Raw genomic sequence first — 19,697 nt, forward strand, 5'->3', positions numbered from 1 at the left:
ATTTGCCGCCGAAATTGTTACAAAACTTAATAAATCTTTTTTGGGCTAAGAATTGGGCAGTCGTGCGATCGAACACAACTACAAAACCTCGAAATTTTGATTAACTGAGATGTTGCACCATTCTCAAGAACAGGCAAGATGCCTGTTCCACAAGAAAATTCACTCTTTGTGGAACAGGCATCTTGCCTGTTCCTAAATAGCTTATTGAGAATGGTGCAACATCGAAATGTTGCACCATCCTCAAGAACAGGCAAGATGCCTGTTCCACAAGAAAATTCACTCTTTGTGGAACAGGCATCTTGCCTGTTCCTAAAAAGCTTATTGAGAATGGTGCAACATTTCAGATTAACCAACTTAGCCTACCCGCCGCTGACGGGAGGGATGAGGACAACTTCGTCGCCGTCTTGGAGGATGGTGTCGGGGGAGACGAATTCCAGGTTGAGGCCGAAGCGGGTGCGATCGCGCCATTGTTCTAATTGAGGATATTGGGCGATCGAGCTTTCGAGCACTTGAGACACTGGGGTTTCGGGAGGAAGTTCTAAGGTAAGTTCCGAAACGCCGTAGGCTTCACCGAAGGCGGCGAACAGTTTAACGGTAATGGTAATCGAAGAGTTAGACACGGCTGTTGAGTGCGATCGACGGTTTGGCAATTATCAACTACACCATACAATTAATTACGAATTAGGCGCGCCGAGGCTTAGAATTGAAAGCGGCAACCTCTAGTTAAGTTTTACCCCACCGGGTAAAGATGATAGTTGATTGCAGCAAAAACTCTTAACAGGATTGTATGCCGATCGCTCTCACCAACCTGGCGTTAGAAGCAGTTGGCATCCACTTAGATGCAGCTAGCTAAGGCCTAGTTAGCTGCTGTTGAGGCTAATGCGAGAATAATTTTTGAGGATGCGGTATAGATACTTGACAGTAATTGTGGGAGAGTACAAAAAGCTTGCACTACATTTAGCAGGCAACAACGCAGACAAGGCCTTGTCAACCCGCTTCCCCTGACAAAAAATCAGGTTATCAAGTGAGGCTTGGGATGGTCAAACCTTTGCCATGCTTAGCAAGCTAGCCGTTCTATCTAAGAAGAATACTGAAGTTAACGCGATAGAGATATATGGCAAATAACGATTTTAAAGTGCTTCAAATTATTGAAGCTAAAGGCTGGTATGCCTTTGGGAGTACCAAGCAAAACCAGCACGTTGAGAGATGGGTAAGACCTGTCGTGTGTTGGGTTTTAATAGAAGATAAAAAAAAGCGACGGGTTGTGACAGCTACCGCTAGCTATCAGATCCAGATTGACGACAAAGAAGTCGAGTTTTTTGCCCACGAAAGCGAAATTCAAGATCTGGAGAGTCTCCCGAAGTCTGTCTCGGTATCGGAATTTCTGAAAACAGAAGATTGAGAGAAGGGCAAAAGGAGCTGATTGAACAAGTTATTAATTATTCCTTAGTGATTCCTTAAACTTGCTGTCGCATTCTATTTCAATGAGAGACAGAAGCTCTAGATTGGGGAGAGGGGCAGAGGGGGACAGGGGGAGAATTTATATTTTTGCCTTGCCTTCTGCATCTTGTGCCCAATGCCTGAAGTAGCCCAAAAAATAAAGAGGCCGGAAGATTGGTGGCAATGCCAACACGCTTCCGACCTTGCTGAATAACAGGGTATGCATATGTTTTTAAAGTATGGCAGGCAGGCTTTTGAGATATCAAGAGGACTATTGCAATCACCCACTTTTGCTTTCCGGCTGTGTTTGCAAGGCTCCTATTATTTTAGACTGAGAATTTGAAAATTGAGAGGGGGGAGGCTTACAGGTTAAGGATTCTAGCTATTTATCTGTAGCGGGTGCTACAAAAAATGGTGGCATTGGCGGACGATCGCACATTCTCGCTAAATTGTTTGCACTCAAAGCCCAAAGTTCGATCGTCCGCTGCAACTGCTGCGACTTTAAACCCCACTAGCAACAGGTTCAGGCTTCTGCTGCGGCATCCGCCGCCCCAGCAGGGCCATCCGCACGCCGCCGGCAGGCCCTAAAGTCACCCCTCGGCGTTTGGCCTGTACGGGCTTTTTCTCGGCCAATACTAGGTCGAAATCCCGCAAAATGGTTGCCAGCACGAGTTTCATCTCCAACTGCGCCAGCGCCAAGCCGATACAGCGGCGACTGCCACCTCCAAAGGGTAAATACTCGTAGGGCGAGAATTGTTTCTCCAAAAAGCGTTCAGGTTTAAATTGCAGCGGTTCTGGATACAAATCCTCCCGTCTGTGGGTCAAATAAATCGAGCCGATGACAACCGTGCCCGGTTCGAGTTGATGTCCCATCAGTTCCACGGGCGTGAGCACTTCTCGCGCAAATGTCAGCATTCCCACCGGGTAAATTCGCAGCGTCTCCTGACAAACTGCACTCAGGTAAGGTAAGCGGAAAATCTCCATCGGGTCGGGATTTTCCCCCAAACTGTCCAATTCTTGCAGCAACTTCTGGCGCACCGAGGGCAAACTGTGAATCCAGTAAAACGCCCAAGCTAGGGCCGTTGCTGTGGTTTCGTGGCCTGCAAACAGCAGCGTCATCAACTCGTCGCGCAATTCTTCATTGGTCATTGGTTGCCCGTTTTCGTCGCGCGCGGTCATCATTAAGCTGAGAATGTCGGTGCGGTTGGCGTCTGGTTGGAGTCTGCGTTCTTCAATTTCCGCGTCCATCAGTTCGTCAATTTTCCGCCGCCGCTGTTTCATGCGTCCCCAAGGACTCCAAGAGCCCCAATCTTGCTGCATCCAGCCGAAAAACAGTATGCTCGATCGCAGGGGAGAGTTGGTCATATCGAGGACTGAGGCAAGTAGGGGCCTGATCTCTTCCAATCGCGGCCCGTCATCCATGCCGAAGACAGCTTGCAAGATTACCCGCATGGTGACTTCCTGCATCGCGCTGCGGGCTACAAAAGGTCGATCGACCGACCATTTGCTGGCAACATCTTGAGCGATATCGCAAATTAGTTGGCCGTAGTTCCGCATCCGTTCCCCGTGAAAGGGCGGCATCAATAATTGGCGCTCGCGTTTGTGCCTTTCTCCTGAGAGCATAATCATGGATTGCTCTCCCAGCATGGGTTTGAGAATATTATTCAGGCGGCCTGGAGCGTGAAACGCGTTGCTGTTGAGCATCTCCTGGACAGCTTGCGGGTGGTGGATCATCACCAATGGTTTCCCGTTGTTCACTTGAGCTGTGAAAATGTCGCCGTATTGTTTGGCACATTTATCCATGTATGTCAGCGGATCGCCGATCCATTGAATTAGCTGCACAAAGGGTGGATCTGTGGGGCCGTTAGGTAGTGTCATAGGAATTACCTGGGTGTGGGTCACAGGACTTAGCAGCATCAAAAAACCTCAAAGGGTTTCAAGGTTTATTCAATCCCTCCCAACCCTGTTTTTTAAAGGGAGAAGTGCGTCAGTCCCATCTCCAATAATTTTAATAGCTTATTCTCGAACGGTGTTCAAAATGTCCTCTCCAAGCTCTGTAAAACGCACAGTTTTGATTTGCCAAGGAGCATAACTGGTTAAAGTTTGGCGCACGCCCCCGAACAAACCTAACATCTGACAACTGGACAGATTTTGCAATTTCTGCCGCGAATTTCCCGATGCTCGCAGATCAACGGTAGCTATTCCCCGGCTGCGATCCATACTGAGCCGATAACCAACCAAACCAAGACTATCGAAAATCTGCTGCTTTAACACTTCATTAACCGCCGATGACATTAACTGGTTCTGTGGGCCTGTAACTGTTTCCGGCTTCAGAGTTTGACACAAATTATCTACCTTATAAACCGTAACGGTGGCAGTATTTTCTGAGAGGGTAGCACTGCCTAAAACTGAGGCAAAAGAGTTAGAAGGCTGCGTTAATTGACTCGATCGATCCTCAATTTGATTTCCCGTTAGCTGTAGGTGTTGGAAATGAGGGGCGCTGGCTGAGAGTTGCCTCTGGTTTTCGGTTGAGGTAGCTGCATCTGAGCTAGAACAACTGCTACCGCCCATCAAAATTAACCAAACGCCTAAATATCCTAACTGTTTGCAGATAAGGTTCATAGTTTTTAATATTCCACTAAACGTCAGTGTATGGAGGGTGAATTTTGGTGGTAGAAAGCACTTAGACCCTGATTACACTCACTTAGAAGTATTTCCCGCAGTACGGAGATGAAAACAAGTTAAGAGTTCTTTTTAATACCTGGATTTTAGTGTTATCTCCAGCAAGATGGGTTTTACCCTTCAGTGCAGTAACCCAGGAGTCTACCTGTCTCAGCAGATCAAGCTCGCGACCGAGCACGTAAGTGATATCAAATATCGTGTCACTAGGTGTGATGTACCCTTGCAATTCGAGCCATTCCAATATCTGAGGCAAAGAGCCTCTTTCCGGTTTGCGACAGCCCGAGCTGGATTAGTAGTAATGAGGACAGAATTGCGACTTGCGCGGGCATTTTAAGCTCGGCTTCGGAGCGTTTTTTTTAACAGCGCCGAAATCGCCGTTAGAGGAAACGTGCAAGTCGCGCACAATATCAAAACTTACGCATCAAGAGCAAAAAAACCGGGTTTTTTAACCAGGCATAAGGGCTACAACGAAGTGTTTTCGTAAAAACGGGTTTCTGGTCAAGTCGCGAATCACATAATTCCCAAGTCAGCGGAGTTGTAACGAATAAGCCTGTCAAGGGTGTTATCGCAGCATTCGGTAATTTTTGTGCCGAATCTCATAAAACACAGGGAAAAAATCATGAAACAGCAATTATGGACAAAAGTTTTGGCGGCAACAGCCATCGCCCTCAGCGGCCTGACGGTTGCTTCTGGACCGAGTTACGGTGGGGGATCACGGGGGGAAAGTGGATTCTGGTGCCGCACCTCGACCCGTGCGCCGGTGACGGTGTACCAAAACGCTCAAGGTGCCGTAGAGCCTTGGATTGAGTGGACTTCCGATTATTTCTCCGGTTCTGGCTACGATCCGGCTACTCGGTGTCAATTAGTGAGTCAACGCCTCGAAATCTATCGTCGCCAACGAATGCTTAAGTACATTACTGCGGGCCAAATGAACGGCCAGAACGTCATCTGCACGGCGAATCAAGTCAATGGGCGGTGTCAAAATTTGATTTATACCCTCAGACCTGGCCAAGACCCGATCGGCTCTTTGTATAATTTGTTGGCTTGGCGCCAAGGATATGTCGGGATGCCGTCTTTTGATGAAAGCAGTAAAATTCCTTACATTGATGTCAGCGAAAAGCTAGGGGAAAACACTGTTGATGGCGTGCAACTGCCCCCTTTTCCCCACCCTTCCGACAGCCTTAAAGATTGGCAAATTTTCCATCCGATCACCAATTCCAAGGATTGAGGTGGAAAATTTGGCGCGTCAAACAGCGGTACGCATCCCGACGGGAATATCTCCTGGTTCTGGGACGATCGTCCGTCCGCCAGCAGGGCCAAACCTATAGGGTGCTGACTAACTAGCACGTTGTGGCGATCGGACTTGTCACCGAGGACGGCCTCCTCTACCCACTGCTAGGAGTTCCGAGGCTGCTGGGCGATACCGATCGGGCGATCGTTCTGTTTCGCAGCGCGATCGAGTATAAAATAGCACGATTAAGCCTTGAGGCAGGAGCGGTGTCTGAGGCAATGCTGGTAGTCGGCTTTCCTGGGAGTGCTGAGGTTGGGAGTTTCGCTGACCACGAATTTCTTCATGTGGTACCCGCCACGTGATTTATCCGTCGAGTCAATCGAAAATCGAAAATCGAAAATCCTCAAGCCCCCGCATTTATCCGTGGGGCCGCCTCTAAAATCTAAAATCTAAAATCTAAAATCGATTGACGCGGGCTTCGTTTCGGTGCTGCTACCCAAATCTTTGCCTCAAGGTTATAGCTTGGGTTATAGAAATGAGGTTAAAATCGGTAGGAGTCGCGACCCGATTTTTAATACCAAAGGTTTCTTGATTGGGATTAACTGTAGGGGCAAGTATCGAGATCCAAATTTGGGCGTCTATGCTTTTGAAGAGGGAAGTGAACCAACAGCGGAATTATTGGAAAAAATGGTTAAATCCAGTTGGGTAATTCCGATTAGTATATATTTGCAGTTCGCCTCGTTTCATCTAGGGAGTTATCGATGAATGTGTGGAGTTTGCGGTTTGACGCGCTGACAATCATCTTGACAGGTGCATTAACAGTGACGGCGGTTGTCAGCCAACAATATGCTGCTTGTGCCAAAACAGCCGAAGAAATTGCCCAGCTAGCGACGTTGACAACTGTGGAAGTCAACAATACGCTGGGTTTTTTTGCTAGTGGATCGGGAGTAATTATTGCCAAACAGGGTAATATTTACACTGTTCTGACAGCTAATCATGTGGTGGCAAGCCTCGCTCAAAAATACAGCATTCGCACTCATTTGGAGAAGGACTATGCTGCGATTAGAATACAGCGCCTACCTAAAAATGACACGGATATAGACTTGGCTTTGATACAGTTTCAGAGCCGAGAACAGTATCCAGTAGCACCAATGGGCGAGTCAGAACGTGCTGTTGTTGGTTCTGCTATTTACGTTTCGGGCTATCCGCTGCCAATTTCGGGAGTTGAACGAAAACTTGAGTTTACGACTGGTATCATCTCTTCTCGCTTGGGCCGCGCCTCATCAGGGTATCGTCTGCGCTACCAAGCTGTAACCAGGCGCGGGATGAGCGGCGGGCCTGTATTTGATGCTGATGGCAGGGTAATAGGAATTCACGGCCAGGGGGATACTGTTGGCACAATTAGAAGTCAGTGGAACGGTCAGATTGAGGAGATAAAAACCGGGTTGAACGCGGCCATCCCGATCGATGCTTTTAGGGAGTTGCTTTCACAAAACAAGCGTAACGGCTTGGATATTCTCAGCAATCTTTCTATCAGTAGCGCCTCTGGTCAAAACCAACCGAATCTGGGTTATGGAGGATTTGTGTGCGATACCTCCACGGGCGAGCCGGTGACTGTGTATCAAAATCCGCAAGGGTTCAGGGAGCCTTGGATTCGCTGGAATTCTAATTTCTTTTCTAGTTCGGGTTACGATCCTCTAACTCGCTGCCAACAAGTGACTCAGCGCCTTGAGAATTATAACCGAAATAAACAGCTAAATTATGTGACTGTGGGTATGGTAAATAACCAGCAAGCGATTTGCACGACTAGCCGCGTTAATGGGCCTTGCGAAGGTTTGATCTACACGCTGCGCCGCGATCAAGATCCGACTCCTGCACTAAGCAGTTTTTTTGTTTGGCTGCGGAATCAAAAGGCTGTGCCTTCTCTTTCTGAAAGCGGTACTGTGCTGTATATCGATGTCCGGGAACGGCTGGAACAATTTTAGATTGGCGATTGGAGATTTTAGAGGGATTAGTAATGGGTAAACACAGACCCCCGACTTATTAAAAAAGTCGGGGGTCTCAAACAACTACTTATTAGCTGAAAATTTGAGAGATTTTACTTATTTATCATTAACATAATAGAACTCATGATTTTTTGGAACACGGAAGCTATAAAATTACTCTTACATTAATCTAACTCAAATTTTTCAGGTATCAAGCATGACAGCAACGACCCCGCAGGCAAAGTCAACAACGCCCGCTTTTTGCGAAGGCATTCAATATTTTTCTGAAACAGTCCCTGGTTTTGATACTTATGGGAAAACACCTGCGATCGCCCAGGGGAGCAAGTCGATCGCCGATCCTGCCGATCCCGTCGCCGTCTTTCAAACGATGCTGGGAGCAGACGCGCTGCGCTACCTGACACTGCAAGTCACCGCCAGCAAGGCATCGGGACATCCAGGGGGGTTTGCTAGCCAAGCTGAGGCTTATGCCGCTTTGGTGATGCTGGGACACAAGAACATTGTCACCGAAGTCGGCCATCACGCCCCCGGCTTTTACAGTGCCATGTTTCTCGATCGATCTTTGGAGGATATGGGAATTGTTAACGTGCAGCAAGTGCGCGATAAATTCCGAGAAAAAGACGGTTTGTTAGGACATCTTTCCGGTTTCATTCCCGGCCTTTTAGCACCGGCCGGCCCCCTCGGACAAGGGCAGCATTTCGCAATGGCTGGAGCACTTTTGCACCCCGACAAACTGTTTGCTTTCACAATGGGCGACGGCGGCATGGGCGAACCTTATCCGATGAGCAGCATGGCGCATTTCCACACTGCTTATCCCAAAGCTACTAACTTTTTGCCAGTGTTAGTTTGGAACGGATATTCTCAGGAACATCACAGCATGGTTTCGACTAAAACTAATGCTGAAATGATTGCTTATTGGCAAGGTAACGGTTTTGAAGAAGTTATCTTAGTTGATGCTAAGGAATTTGACGATAAAAATCAACCGGAAGATTATGTGGACAGCACTGCTTTTTCGCTCGAACAGCGCATGGCATTTACCAAAGCTGTTTTACAAGGAGTTGACAAAGCGGCAAAATCTGCTCTCGGCGGCAAATTAACTGTGTTTATTATCAAACAGTTAAAAGGTGCCGGCGTCCACGCGCGCGGAGCAAAATCTCACAACCTTTATCCGAAAGATACGCTAGATGCTCCGCACATTATCAGTGCTCTAAAAGATCGCGCTTTGACTGCTGCTGCTTGGCAATTGGTGCGGACAAATTGCGAGCGTGCGGGCGGCGGGCCGGCGGCGAAAACAGTTGTTACTGAGTTTACATTGCCGCTGGCAGATTTAGGCGAATTGCCTTTGGAAGAATTTGCAGTTGGGGGAGAACCGAAGATTTCGACAACAGCAATGGGGGTTTTGGTAGGGAAAGTGGGCGAGCGCGATCGTACTTTTCTTGTGACTAATGCTGACGGCAATGAAGCATCGGCAATTGCCAATATCAACCAAGCTCTCAAAATTATTCACCCTACGACAGATGACCTGTACAATCAATCGCCCAACGGTCAAGTTTACGAACCTTTGAGCGAAGATGCTTGCGCCGGTTTAGCTGTAGGTTTATCGCTATTCGGAGCGCGGAGTTTGTGGTGTTCCTACGAATCTTTTGCCATCAATGGTTTACCAATTTGGCAAACTGTAACCCAAGCAATGGCAGAATTGCGCCGTCCAACTCCGGCAACTGTAACTTTATTTACAGCGGGTGCATTGGAACAAGGCCGCAACGGTTGGACGCACCAGAGGCCGGAAATTGAGGCTTATTTTGCGGCGATGATGCGGAACGGAAATGTGTTTCCTTTGTTTCCACCGGATGCTAACAGCATTCAAGCTTGTTACGAGTGGGCTTTGACTGCTAAAAATAAGGGAGTTGTGATTACTGCAAGCAAGTCGCCACTGCCAATTCGCACTACTTTTGAACAGACTCGCCAAGGTTTGCAAGACGGTGGAATAGTGCTACACGAAATAGCAGGAGATAAGAAAGTTGTGTTTGCAGTTGTCGGCGACATGACGTTAATGCCAGTGTTTGAAGCGGCGGCATTTTTGGAAACAGAAGGGATTGGAGTGCGGATTGTTTCTGTTGTGAATCCCCGGCGTTTGTACCGTGCTAGCGATGTTGCTTGGGATACTTGTTCGGAAGCTGACGGCGGCTTTTTGAGCGATGAGAAATTTGCCGAAATGTTTGGCGGAGATGCCTTGATTGGCGTGACAGGCGGCGCTTCTGGGATGTTGGAACCTGTGATGCTCCGCAGCAATTGCCAGCGGGATACTTTCGCTTGGAAGCGGGGGGAAACTACTGCTAGTGCTGGTCAGTTGATGGCGTTTAATGGGTTGACTGCTGAGGCGTTGACTAAAAGGGCGATCGAGCTAGTTCATTAAGTTAGAATGTGAGTGAATGCCCCTGCCTGGTTTGTGCTGGGTAGGGGCTAGTAATATTCAAATAGGATGGTGATACCTATGACAGCACAACTTTTAGAAGAAATAGGTACGCTTGCAGAACAGCGATTGATTCTCCCCGGTTATTATACTTGGGAGCAATTTGAGGATCTCGAATCTTTGATGGCCGACTCTCCGGGTTTGCGGATAACTTATCTTGATGGGTGGATCGAGTTTATGACACTGGGCGAAGCACATGAGACAATCAGTTGTATTCTTAATTTTTTGCTACAACTCTACTTTTGTGAAATGGGAATTGAATATATTCCTGTAGGAAGTGCCACTCGCAGAGACCGGGCAAGAGATGTATCATTTGAACCTGATGAGTCTTATTATATAGGTTCAAGAAAAGAGCATCCCGATTTAGCCGTGGAAGTAACGATTACTAGCGGTAGCACAAATAAACTCGCTAAATATCTGCGACTTCGCATTCCTGAAGTCTGGTTTTGGGAAAATAATCAGTTGGCTGTCTATGGGTTGCGGGAGGATAATTATGAGCAAGTTTTAAGAAGTGAGTTGCTGCCGGAATTGGATTTAGAATTGTTGGTACGCTGCGTTTTAATGCCTTCAAGGATTGAGGCAAGAACTGAGTTTATTCAGGGAATTAGGCAACAGTAATGTGGTCGATTAATAAAATTTACGCAACAAATTGCTTGATCTGCTATAATTGCAGGGTTAAACACTGACTTTTTGTCAAGCGTAACGCAACACTGTAGAATAGCTAAGTATTCCTATTCTACAGAAATGGTTATACATAACAAAATTTAACACACCTTGAACTATGTCCCTGCAAGATGAAATTGATAAAACAAGGCAAGAAATTCGGACTGATGGCTACTCAATGTCTATTGGAGAGTGGATCAGCCTTTATGAAAATAGTGAGATCGATATCCATCCAGATTTTCAAAGATTTTTTCGTTGGTCCGATCACCAAAAATCAACCTTCATAGAATCGATTTTGCTAGGTATACCTATTCCACCAATTTTTGTTAGCCAAAGAGATGATGGTGTTTGGGATGTTGTAGATGGTGTTCAGAGACTATCAACAATATATGAATTTGTCGGTATTTTGAAAAAAGATGAATCCGAAAACAATACACAGCCAGTAGCTTTACAAAAAACTACATATTTAGCTTCTTTAGAAGGCAAAAAATGGGACGACCCAAAGGATCGAGATAATTCTTTCACCCAAGCACAGCGTTTATTGATTAAACGCTCAAAAATTGCTGTCAATATTGTTCAGAAAGAAAGCGATGAAATGATTAAATATGAGCTATTTCAGCGACTGAATACAGGAGGTTCAGTTGCTACACCTCAAGAAGTGAGAAATTGCATTCTTTTGATGTTGAATAAAGATTTATATCACTTGATGCGTTCACTGGCAGATTATGAACCCTTCAAAAAATGCACTGCTTTAAGTGATAGACTCTATGAAGAACAGTATGATATGGAATTAGTATTACGTTTCATACTTCTATTTGATAAGGATGATATCAGCGTTAAAAAATTGGGTGGTGATGTTCACGTTTTCCTAACCGAAAAAATGCGTAAAGTTGCTTCTAATAAAGAGTTAGATTATCACCACATAGAAACCGCATTCAAGACAACATTCGATCTTCTTGATGAAACTATAGGTGAGGATAGTTTCAAGAAATATAAACCTGAACAAGACAGGTTTTTGGGTGGTTTTCTATTATCGGCATATGAAGTGGTAGCATTGGGAATCGGATACAACTATAAACATCTACCTCAAACAAACCTGATATCTGATAAAATAAAAGGTATTTGGTCGCATCCAACTTATCAAACACGGTCGGGAGGAGGGTTCAATGCTACAAGACGTTTACCTTACCTAATTCCGCTGGGTAGAGAAGTATTTTCCCCCTAATGAGTATCCGAACTGCTGAACAATTAAGTGATAAGCTTTCCACCGATCTTGCTTGGCGAAAGAAGGAACTTTCGGAACTCAAATCCTTGGTAGAATCGAGAAATGTTTCTTCTTCAAGGCATAGTGCGTTGATTCGGAGTGGAATATGTATTCTCTATGCCCATTGGGAAGGTTTTGTCAAATTAGCATCAAATAGTTACCTAGAGTATGTTGCGATGCAAAAGCTTCGCTACGATCAGCTTAGTAGCAATTTTCTAGCTCTGGCAATGAAGACAAAATTGAATGAGGCTAAAGACACCAATAAACCATCATTATATATACCTGTTTGTGATTTCTTCCTTTCTAACTTACATACTAAATGCTCTTTGCCATACAAAGACAAAGATGCAATTTCTACTGCATCCAATCTGTCTTCTGACATTTTGCAAGAAATAAGTTATACTCTGGGGATAGAGTTTTCTGTATACTCTACTAAGCGGGTATTAATCGATATCAAGCTTTTGAAAACAAGAAACGAAATTGCACATGGTAACTATTTGACTGTTGACAGAGAAGAGTATATAGAGTTACACACAGAAATTATGGCAATGCTTGATGTATTTCGTAATCAGATAGAAAATGCTGCTGTTAATAAGGATTATATGCGGAATTCACCTTAGATAAGTTATTTTTTTAGAGTGGTTTGAAGCTTAGTCGCGGATGTACAATCGCCAATCCCAGCATTTAGTTCATTTCACATTGAATTACCGATACAACCAGATGTACGATCGAGCATAAGGGTAAAGTTGAGCCGACACGGACAACCATTGGCTCTCATAAACAACCTTTGCGCGATTGACTCCAACGATTGGTTAGACTTGTAGGCGTAAAGTTACTAAATTATTCCTATCTCTCTTCCTTCATCTGCGTGAATCAGCGTCAATCCCTTGTCATCTACGGTTAAAATTTTCTCTTTTTTTCACCGCAGATGAGGGCAGATAAACACAGATTAACGCAGATGGATTAGATCGAGTCCGGTGGCACCGTTCGTGATTTTTGGCTGTTGACTGGATTTGACGCCCGATGATGCTACCGGATTTGATATGATACGATTCTAGAGCTATACGTGCAGCTTTAACCTAATGCTGAGGGGATAATTTATTCTGAAGTTTTTCTGGGTTTGCTGTTAAATAACTTTGCTTTGTTAGCTGGGAATGTAGCGAGAGTGCTAGAGGTTGTGCTGCGACTGGACATCAATATTGTGTGAAATATGTGTTTTAATTTTATTGATTTTTTTCCCCGCAAGCCATCAACCAAAAACTCATCATCGATCGATCGCCCGCAGCGACAAACTCATCCCGCGAAACCAGATAGCTGGCTATTTCCGACTCTGAAATCAGCCCTTGTTTGACCAATTGCAAAATGGGCCCGGAGTCAAGTAAAGGTTGGAACGCTTCAATTCCTATTATATCGCTGTGGCTGACAACGGCTTCTAAATCAACGCTAACAAACCCAGCTTCTTTGAGAATGCGGCACAGATTTCGCCCGACGGATAAATTGCCGCCCCGCGATGCCATTACCTGCTTGAATTTCTCCCTGACAATCTGGACTGACAGGGGGGGATTTGTCAGCCAAAACAGATCCGCATCGCTATCAATAATCACCAGTTTTCCCCCAGGCTTCAAGATGCGGAATATTTCTCTAGCTGCTGCGACGGGCTCTGGGAGGTGAACGAACAGCAAACGGGCGATCGCAAAATCGAAAGTGTTAGCCGCCAAACCAGTATCCGCAATAGATGCTTGGATGCGATTTACTCGATCGCCCCCTTTGTCCTGCAAATATGCTACTGCTTTTTCGTGCAGTACCGGGTCAATTTCTACCGCTGTTACCGAACTGTTTGGCAGCAATTCTAACAGTTTTTCGGTGAAAAATCCCGGCCCGCTACCGGCTTCTAAAACATTCATCCCGTCGGCTAAACCGAACCACTTTAAAGTGCGCGCTTCCTTTTCCCAACTGAGGAGAACTTGAGCTTTTAACCGTTGGATTTCTCCCTCAAATTCCAGATTGTACGTGATCGCTTGATACGAACCTTCTGCTGGCATGAAATTATCCTTATTTTTACTAGGATACCAGGATTATAATAGAAATATAATCAAATCTCCGATCGAGTTATCTGTGCGTAAGATCGTTTCCGGTGGCATGGGAATGATTTAACCACAGAGGACGCAGAGAACGCAGAGTTCGAGAAGAGAGAGATCAATAATTCCGATGAAGTGCGGATTTTGCAACACAATCATCAGAACTGCGCTTTAGCGCAATTCTCGTTGCCGACCTCCACAACCACAGTTGGCGGACAGATGCAGGACGGAAACCCGGTAATTCCTCTATTGTAAGAAGATGACGGATTACCTAAACTAAAGACGCTGATTTTCCGGCATCCCTTACTATTTTTATTTTATGCACTATGCCCAAAACTCTAGCTCAACCGGAGAAACGAACATTTTTAGTTGTGGATGACCATGCGATGGTGTTAGGTGGCACGCTTAACATTCTGAAGCAAGAATATCCAGAGGCAGACATTCTGACGGCTCCGACTGCTCAGGCAGCCCTTCAGCAAATAGCGCAGACTACCCCGGATTTGGTGATTGTGGATCTGGTGATGCCAGAGACGAGCGGCGCAATAGCTCAAGCAAATTCAGGGCTTCAACTCCTCAAAACGTTGATGGAGCAGTATCCGAGTCTGAATATTGTGGTGCAGAGTGCCCATGTTCGGACTTTAGTTTGGCTGAAACCGTCGATCGACAATCACATGGGCGGCTTCACAGTTGTCGATAAGAGTCAGCCGATGAAAGACTTGCTGGCAATGGTTGATTGGGCGCTGCACGAGCGGATTTATACACCCAGAGAGATCCGCAATGGGCTGCAACTCAAACCCGCCTGGATGCAGGTGTTGCAATTTGCTTTTCAAGAGAGCTTACAGGATACTGCGATCGCCAAACGGATGAATGTTTCTGAACGCACTGTGCAGTATTACTGGACTAAGATTCGAGATGTGCTAGAGGTGTATCCTGATGATAATAAGAATCTGCGGATTCAAACGGAAGTGCGAGCTAGGGAACAAGGATTGATTGATTAGTGATATCAAGTCTGGTTAATTACTTATAAATCCTGTAGGGGCATCGGGCATCGGGCATCGGGCATCGGGCATCGGCCAAACAGTCGTACAAAAGTATGATAACTATTCAACCGGACATTATTATGAAGCCCGATCGATGGCAAGCAGTGAAAGCGGGCGTCACGACTTGGGGACGAGGAGCGCTTCCAGGGGTGATGGTGATTGTCGCTGTGATGATGGCTAGATTGAGCGGTGCGCTTCAGTTTTGGGAGTTGGTTGCGTTCGATCGATTTCTGCGTTTGCGTCCTCCTGAGTCAATGGATGAACGGATTGTAATTGTCGGCATCACTGAGGAAGATATTCAACGCGCTAGAACTTATCCGATTCCCGATCGCGATATTGCCGATTTACTCAAACGCTTGCAAACGTATCAACCGATCGCGATCGGGCTGGATATTGTCCGCGATATTCCGGTGGAACCAGGTCATGCTGAACTAAAATCGGTGTTTCGCAGCAGCAAGAATGCGATCGGAGTGGAGATTGCTTTGCCCGATCGCAGTGGCTTTATCGTCAAACCTCCGCCCGCGCTACCACCCGAACAGGTTGGCTTTGCAGATTTCGTACTAGATGCGGATGGCTACCAGCGCCGCAGTTTATTGGGCACTAACAACGATCGACAGGAATACCGTTTTTCCTTCGCGCTCCGGCTGGCCGAACTCTATTTAGCAACCCGAGGAATTAAGCTAGGTAATGGAATTCGCGATCCGGAGGCGATGCGCTTTGGCAGCATTGAATTTACCAGAGTGCAGTCAAACTCTGGCGGATATGTGGGGGCGGATGCAGGCGGGAACCAAATTTTACTGAATGTTCGCAGCGGGACAATGCCATTTCGCGTGCTTTCCCTGGCCCAAATCAAATCGGGACAGGTCAACCCGAACTGGATTCGAGGCAAAATTGTGCTGATTGGGATGATGTCTTTTAGCGCGAAGGATTTGGCAAGTTCGGGTGCGATCGCAGGTATCAATCCCGGACGCATTTACGGAGTCGAAATGCAAGCCCACGAAACCAGCCAGATGATTAGCGCGGTGCTCGATCGGCGGCCGTTGCTTCAGGTTTGGGGGGAGGGCTGGGAAACGCTCTGGATTGCGGTCTGGGGACTGTTGGGGATGAGTTTGGGACAATTTCTGCGATCGCCCTGGAAAATTGTGATCGGGCTCTTAGTCGCAAGCATTAGCCCGATCGCGCTCTGTTACTGGCTGATTCTTTTGGGATGGTGGGTGCCGATCGTACCTGTATTGCTCGTACTCGTGTTGAATGGGGCTGGGTTGACGGCAGCGTTATTTTATCGCCACGAACAGGAACTCCGACTGCGGTTGGAGGAACGTCAATTTGCGATCGAGCAGACCTTTAATGCAATTCATAGCGGCCCGTTACAAACATTGGTTGTGATTTTGAGAACTGCTCAAGAACAAGCCACACCGCCGTTATTTCTACCGGAGTTGCAACGCTTGAATCAAGAATTGCGGGCAGTTTACGGCTCTGTGCAACGAGACGCGATCGCAGATGAACCGCATCTCCGCATGGGAAGTGCGATCGAATTGGCCCTGCAGGCTCCATTGCATGAATTGCTCTACAAGGTCTATTCCAACACGCTCGAACAAGAACTGCCTTACCTCAAAACGCTCAAATTCAAAATTGTGCAGTTCGATCCCTTGAACACCTCGCATCTGCGGTTGGAACACAAGCGAGCACTCTGCCGCTTTCTGGAAGAAGCGCTCTGCAATGTCGGCAAACACGCGATCGAAGCCACTCGCTTGACCGTAATTTGCACTCAAGAAGGCGATCGGCAGGTGATTCGGGTGGCGGATAATGGTAGGGGGAAACCGTCTCAGTCAGAAACGCTTAGCTTGGCTCAAATGGATCGAGACCGGGAAATAACAGAAGATCCAAACCCTAAACTTCAACCTTCAGGATTAGGAACCCAGCTTGCAAAGAACTTAGCCAAACAGTTAGGCGGAGCATTTCGGCGCTACCCGAATCAACCGAAGGGGACAGTGTGCGAGTTAACCTGGTCAGCGAAACGGCGGTGGTTCTGGTAATTGGTTGGGTTCACCCTTGTCAAATCGGAGCTAATTGAGATGAGATATTGCAGCATTCTCAATTAGCCGTAGGGGCGGGTTCACCAACAATATCTAACAAGTACCCACAATCTGAATAAACCCGCCCCCACCCAACAGTAAATCGCAATCTACCTCTTTTAAGATACAAGGGGCGGGTTCGCCAACAGTCAAAAACGTAGCAAATAGGTTAAATAAACCCGCCCGACTCCGAATAACCCCCAAATCGATCGTGCTGCAAGATGTCATATCTAACTGACATCTTGTACCAATGTCAGCAAGGGGATTTTTCATGGGGCAGGGCGGGTTTATTTAACCTGTCTGCAAGCTTTAAGGCCCTTGGCGAACCCGCCCCTACGGCTTGCTGACACCAATATCTTTGCACCTTCCCGCAAACGAAGCTTGTGGGCAGTCCTCTATGGTGTTTGTGTATTGTTGATTACTGTAGAAATAGTTACAGAGGGAATTGCGATGATGACTCACGAGTTGAAGCGTCGAACCATTTACTCTGCCGGCATTGCGAGTTTAATGCTGAGTGTTTCGTTCTGGATCGCTCCTGTAGTGCTGGCAAAATACACTCCTCCTGAAAACCCTTCTAAACCAAAAGACACGGGGACGAATACGACTCGCGGCGGCAGTTGTGAAGCTAATTCATCGGCGAGATTGACTGCCTTAGTGCCGTTTAGCCATGTAGGAGAGACGATTTCTGGGCATCCGACCTTTACCTGGTTTGTACCCGATCGCACTCCCCGTCCGCTGCAATTGAGGCTGTTTACTCGCACGGGACAACTTCTCTACAGAACCGAGATGCAGAGTCAGCCAGGAATCATGTCGGTTGCTTTGCCCTCAAATCTGCCCCAACTGTCGATCGGGCAATCCTATCAGTGGCAAGTGGTGTTGGTGTGCGATCCGAATGTTCCTTCGAGGAATGTGGTGGCGGCTGCAGAAATCCAAGTCGTTGGGCCTGCGGCGTCGTTGCAGACTCAACTTGCAGCCGCCCAAACTCCCCAACAGCGGATCGACCTGTATGCGGAGTCTGGGCTGTGGTATGACGCGATCGCAGAAGCGCGGAAAACTTCTGAGACTTCTCAAAACCAAGCGGCCGTGCTGGAATTGCTAGATGCTCTCGCTAGTTCGGAAGCCGAACCTTTGAAGGAATGGAGCGATCGATTGCGACAAATTAGGGCGATCGAACAACAGCGTCAAGGACAGCGCCAACCCCCTCAACCCAAACCCTAAATCCCATGAAGCCTTTCTCGCTAAAACTGCTCAAATCCAGTAATCGTAAAGTGCGATCAGGCTTTCTCTTTCCCCTCGCCTTTTGCCTTTTGTCTGTTGCCTTTTACATTCCTCCGCATTTCTCACTCCCGGCTGCTGCTCAAACTACGGATGCTCGTCAAGCAGAGGCCGATCGACTGTGGCAGCAGGGCAACCAACAATTTCAGACTCGCCAATTCCCGGCAGCGCTAAATTCTTGGCAACAGGCACTGCAAATTTATCGCGCCCTCAAAAACCACGAAGGGGAAGGTGGGGTACTGAACAATTTGGGAGGTGCTTACCGCTATCTGGGCAACTATGCCAAAGCCATTGAGTATATGCAGCAGAGTTTAGTCATCACCCGCGAAATTAAAGACCGCGACGGAGAATGGGCAGCACTAGGCAATTTGGGAATCGCTTACAAATCTCTGGGCAATTATGCCAAAGCGATCGAGTATGGACAGCAGACTTACTAAAATCCTCGACATTTCTGGATAAATCCCGAAATAGCTCAGTAAGTCCCGGCTTTCGTTATTAGGGAGCGTTAAAGTTCATACCTTGGGGTGCGTGCCAGCCCCAAGCACTATAACTTCGCAGTTAAACAGGCAAGGATTTGTAAAGCCAGTGCTGTGGAGAAAGTACCGCCCAATAACTATGCCGAGGCAACCTTTACTAATTAGGAATAGACGCAACCATGTCTAAAACCCCCAATCAAGTATTCGTACTTGACGCTGACAAAAAACCTCTAACTCCGTGCCTGCCAGTGATAGCTAGAAAGCTGTTAAATGCAGGCAAAGCAAAGGTTTTCAGACTGTACCCATTTACAATTATTCTGGGAAAATCGGTCAACGATCTACCAGAACCAATTGAAATCCGCATCGACCCTGGTAGCAAAACGAATGGCATAGCTTTGGTTCAGGGAACCCAAGTCATTTGGGGCGCCCAAGTCACCCATCGGGGTCAAGCCATCAAATCTCGACTTGAAACCCGTCGAGCCGTTCGACGCAACCGCCGTAACCGCAAAACTCGTTATCGAAAAGCGAGATTCTTAAATCGTACTCGTCCGAAAGGCTGGCTGCCTCCGAGCTTGCAGCACCGAGTATTAACGACTATGACGTGGGTTTCTCGCCTTCGCAAGCTAGCACCCATCCAATCAATTGCTTTCGAGTTAGTAAGCTTTGACACTCAAAAAATGCAAAATCCAGAGATTTCTGGCGTTGAGTATCAGCAAGGGGAATTGCAAGGCTACGAGGTTAGGCAATACTTACTCGAAAAATGGAATCGGAAGTGTGCTTACTGTGGTAGTGAAAATTTACCGCTGCAAGTCGAACATATCAACCCACGCGCCAAGGGCGGCAGTAATCGTGTTTCCAACCTGTGCTTAGCTTGCGAAAAATGTAACCTCAAAAAGGGGACTCAAGATGTCAAGGATTTTCTTAAGAAAAAGCCCGAAGTTCTCAAGAAAATAATGAGTCAAGCTAAAACCCCATTGAAAGATGCAGCGGCAGTTAACGC

Annotated in this window: 19 protein-coding genes; 13 read left to right on the plus strand and 6 right to left on the minus strand. The window is 46.9% G+C overall.

Translation table 11 applies throughout. The features are described from left to right. Positions 1 to 100 precede the first annotated feature (100 nt). The gene (locus tag QUB10_RS14320; RefSeq protein WP_333203055.1) at positions 101 to 298 is read right to left on the minus strand and encodes a hypothetical protein; all 198 of its coding nucleotides are present in this window, start codon (positions 296 to 298) and stop codon (positions 101 to 103) included. A gap of 61 nt (positions 299 to 359) precedes the next feature. Further along, a complete protein-coding gene (locus QUB10_RS14325) occupies positions 360 to 620 on the minus strand; it encodes a MoaD/ThiS family protein (protein ID WP_015179186.1) in 261 nt (86 codons plus the stop codon). Between the two features lie 494 nt (positions 621 to 1,114). Between QUB10_RS14325 and QUB10_RS14330 the strand changes: the two genes are divergently transcribed. Beyond that, positions 1,115 to 1,402 (plus strand): hypothetical protein, encoded by a 288-nt coding sequence (locus QUB10_RS14330; protein WP_333203057.1) that lies wholly within the window; start codon positions 1,115 to 1,117, stop codon positions 1,400 to 1,402. Positions 1,403 to 1,941: 539 nt separating this feature from the next. On the opposite strand, the gene QUB10_RS14335 is transcribed toward QUB10_RS14330, so the two are convergent. Further along, positions 1,942 to 3,318, minus strand: coding sequence for a cytochrome P450 (locus QUB10_RS14335; protein ID WP_333203059.1), 1,377 nt, complete (start codon positions 3,316 to 3,318; stop codon positions 1,942 to 1,944). 138 nt (positions 3,319 to 3,456) lie between these two features. Next, positions 3,457 to 4,062 (minus strand): hypothetical protein, encoded by a 606-nt coding sequence (locus QUB10_RS14340; protein ID WP_333203061.1) that lies wholly within the window; start codon positions 4,060 to 4,062, stop codon positions 3,457 to 3,459. A 679-nt stretch (positions 4,063 to 4,741) separates the two neighbouring features. Here QUB10_RS14340 and QUB10_RS14345 point away from each other — a divergent pair. The 7 genes from QUB10_RS14345 (at position 4,742) to QUB10_RS14375 (ending at position 12,373) form a co-directional block, all read left to right on the plus strand. Beyond that, positions 4,742 to 5,350: a COP23 domain-containing protein gene (locus QUB10_RS14345; protein WP_333203063.1), complete on the plus strand. Its 609-nt coding sequence runs from the start codon at positions 4,742 to 4,744 to the stop codon at positions 5,348 to 5,350. 122 nt (positions 5,351 to 5,472) lie between these two features. After that, positions 5,473 to 5,715 (plus strand): hypothetical protein, encoded by a 243-nt coding sequence (locus tag QUB10_RS14350; protein WP_333203065.1) that lies wholly within the window; start codon positions 5,473 to 5,475, stop codon positions 5,713 to 5,715. A 399-nt stretch (positions 5,716 to 6,114) separates the two neighbouring features. After that, on the plus strand, positions 6,115 to 7,338 hold the full coding sequence (locus QUB10_RS14355) for a COP23 domain-containing protein (protein WP_333203067.1): 1,224 nt from the start codon (positions 6,115 to 6,117) through the stop codon (positions 7,336 to 7,338). A 217-nt stretch (positions 7,339 to 7,555) separates the two neighbouring features. After that, positions 7,556 to 9,769, plus strand: a complete 2,214-nt coding sequence (locus QUB10_RS14360) for a phosphoketolase (protein ID WP_333203069.1) — start codon at positions 7,556 to 7,558, stop codon at positions 9,767 to 9,769. Between the two features lie 78 nt (positions 9,770 to 9,847). After that, positions 9,848 to 10,444: a Uma2 family endonuclease gene (locus QUB10_RS14365; RefSeq protein WP_333203071.1), complete on the plus strand. Its 597-nt coding sequence runs from the start codon at positions 9,848 to 9,850 to the stop codon at positions 10,442 to 10,444. A 163-nt stretch (positions 10,445 to 10,607) separates the two neighbouring features. Beyond that, a complete protein-coding gene (locus QUB10_RS14370; protein ID WP_333203073.1) occupies positions 10,608 to 11,714 on the plus strand; it encodes a DUF262 domain-containing protein in 1,107 nt (368 codons plus the stop codon). Further along, positions 11,714 to 12,373 carry an MAE_28990/MAE_18760 family HEPN-like nuclease gene (locus QUB10_RS14375; RefSeq protein ID WP_333203075.1) on the plus strand — a complete coding sequence of 220 codons (660 nt, stop codon included), beginning with the start codon at positions 11,714 to 11,716 and terminating at the stop codon, positions 12,371 to 12,373. The genes QUB10_RS14370 and QUB10_RS14375 overlap by 1 nt, the downstream gene beginning before the upstream one ends. A 603-nt stretch (positions 12,374 to 12,976) precedes the next feature. Here QUB10_RS14375 and QUB10_RS14380 read toward each other — a convergent pair. Beyond that, the gene (locus QUB10_RS14380) at positions 12,977 to 13,795 is read right to left on the minus strand and encodes a methyltransferase domain-containing protein (RefSeq protein ID WP_333203077.1); all 819 of its coding nucleotides are present in this window, start codon (positions 13,793 to 13,795) and stop codon (positions 12,977 to 12,979) included. Between the two features lie 362 nt (positions 13,796 to 14,157). On the opposite strand from QUB10_RS14380, the gene QUB10_RS14385 reads away from it, so the two are divergent. Together QUB10_RS14385 and QUB10_RS14390 are read left to right on the plus strand one after the other, a co-directional pair. Then, positions 14,158 to 14,829, plus strand: coding sequence for a response regulator transcription factor (locus QUB10_RS14385; RefSeq protein WP_333203079.1), 672 nt, complete (start codon positions 14,158 to 14,160; stop codon positions 14,827 to 14,829). Positions 14,830 to 14,924: 95 nt separating this feature from the next. Beyond that, entirely contained in the window at positions 14,925 to 16,907 is a 1,983-nt protein-coding gene (locus QUB10_RS14390; protein ID WP_333203081.1) for a CHASE2 domain-containing protein, read from the plus strand. A 93-nt stretch (positions 16,908 to 17,000) separates the two neighbouring features. On the opposite strand, the gene QUB10_RS14395 is transcribed toward QUB10_RS14390, so the two are convergent. Beyond that, positions 17,001 to 17,219 (minus strand): hypothetical protein, encoded by a 219-nt coding sequence (locus QUB10_RS14395; protein ID WP_333203083.1) that lies wholly within the window; start codon positions 17,217 to 17,219, stop codon positions 17,001 to 17,003. Between the two features lie 45 nt (positions 17,220 to 17,264). On the opposite strand from QUB10_RS14395, the gene QUB10_RS14400 reads away from it, so the two are divergent. The 3 genes from QUB10_RS14400 to iscB form a co-directional block, all read left to right on the plus strand. Beyond that, the gene (locus QUB10_RS14400; RefSeq protein ID WP_333203085.1) at positions 17,265 to 18,164 is read left to right on the plus strand and encodes a DUF928 domain-containing protein; all 900 of its coding nucleotides are present in this window, start codon (positions 17,265 to 17,267) and stop codon (positions 18,162 to 18,164) included. 89 nt (positions 18,165 to 18,253) lie between these two features. Further along, on the plus strand, positions 18,254 to 18,658 hold the full coding sequence (locus QUB10_RS14405; protein ID WP_333203087.1) for a tetratricopeptide repeat protein: 405 nt from the start codon (positions 18,254 to 18,256) through the stop codon (positions 18,656 to 18,658). Between the two features lie 218 nt (positions 18,659 to 18,876). Continuing rightward, the coding region (iscB, locus tag QUB10_RS14410; protein WP_333203089.1) for an RNA-guided endonuclease IscB at positions 18,877 to 19,697 on the plus strand (821 nt) is incomplete at its 3' end.

It is taken from the genome of Microcoleus sp. B5-D4, assembly GCF_036705145.1.
In the GTDB taxonomy this organism is placed as follows: domain Bacteria; phylum Cyanobacteriota; class Cyanobacteriia; order Cyanobacteriales; family Microcoleaceae; genus Microcoleus.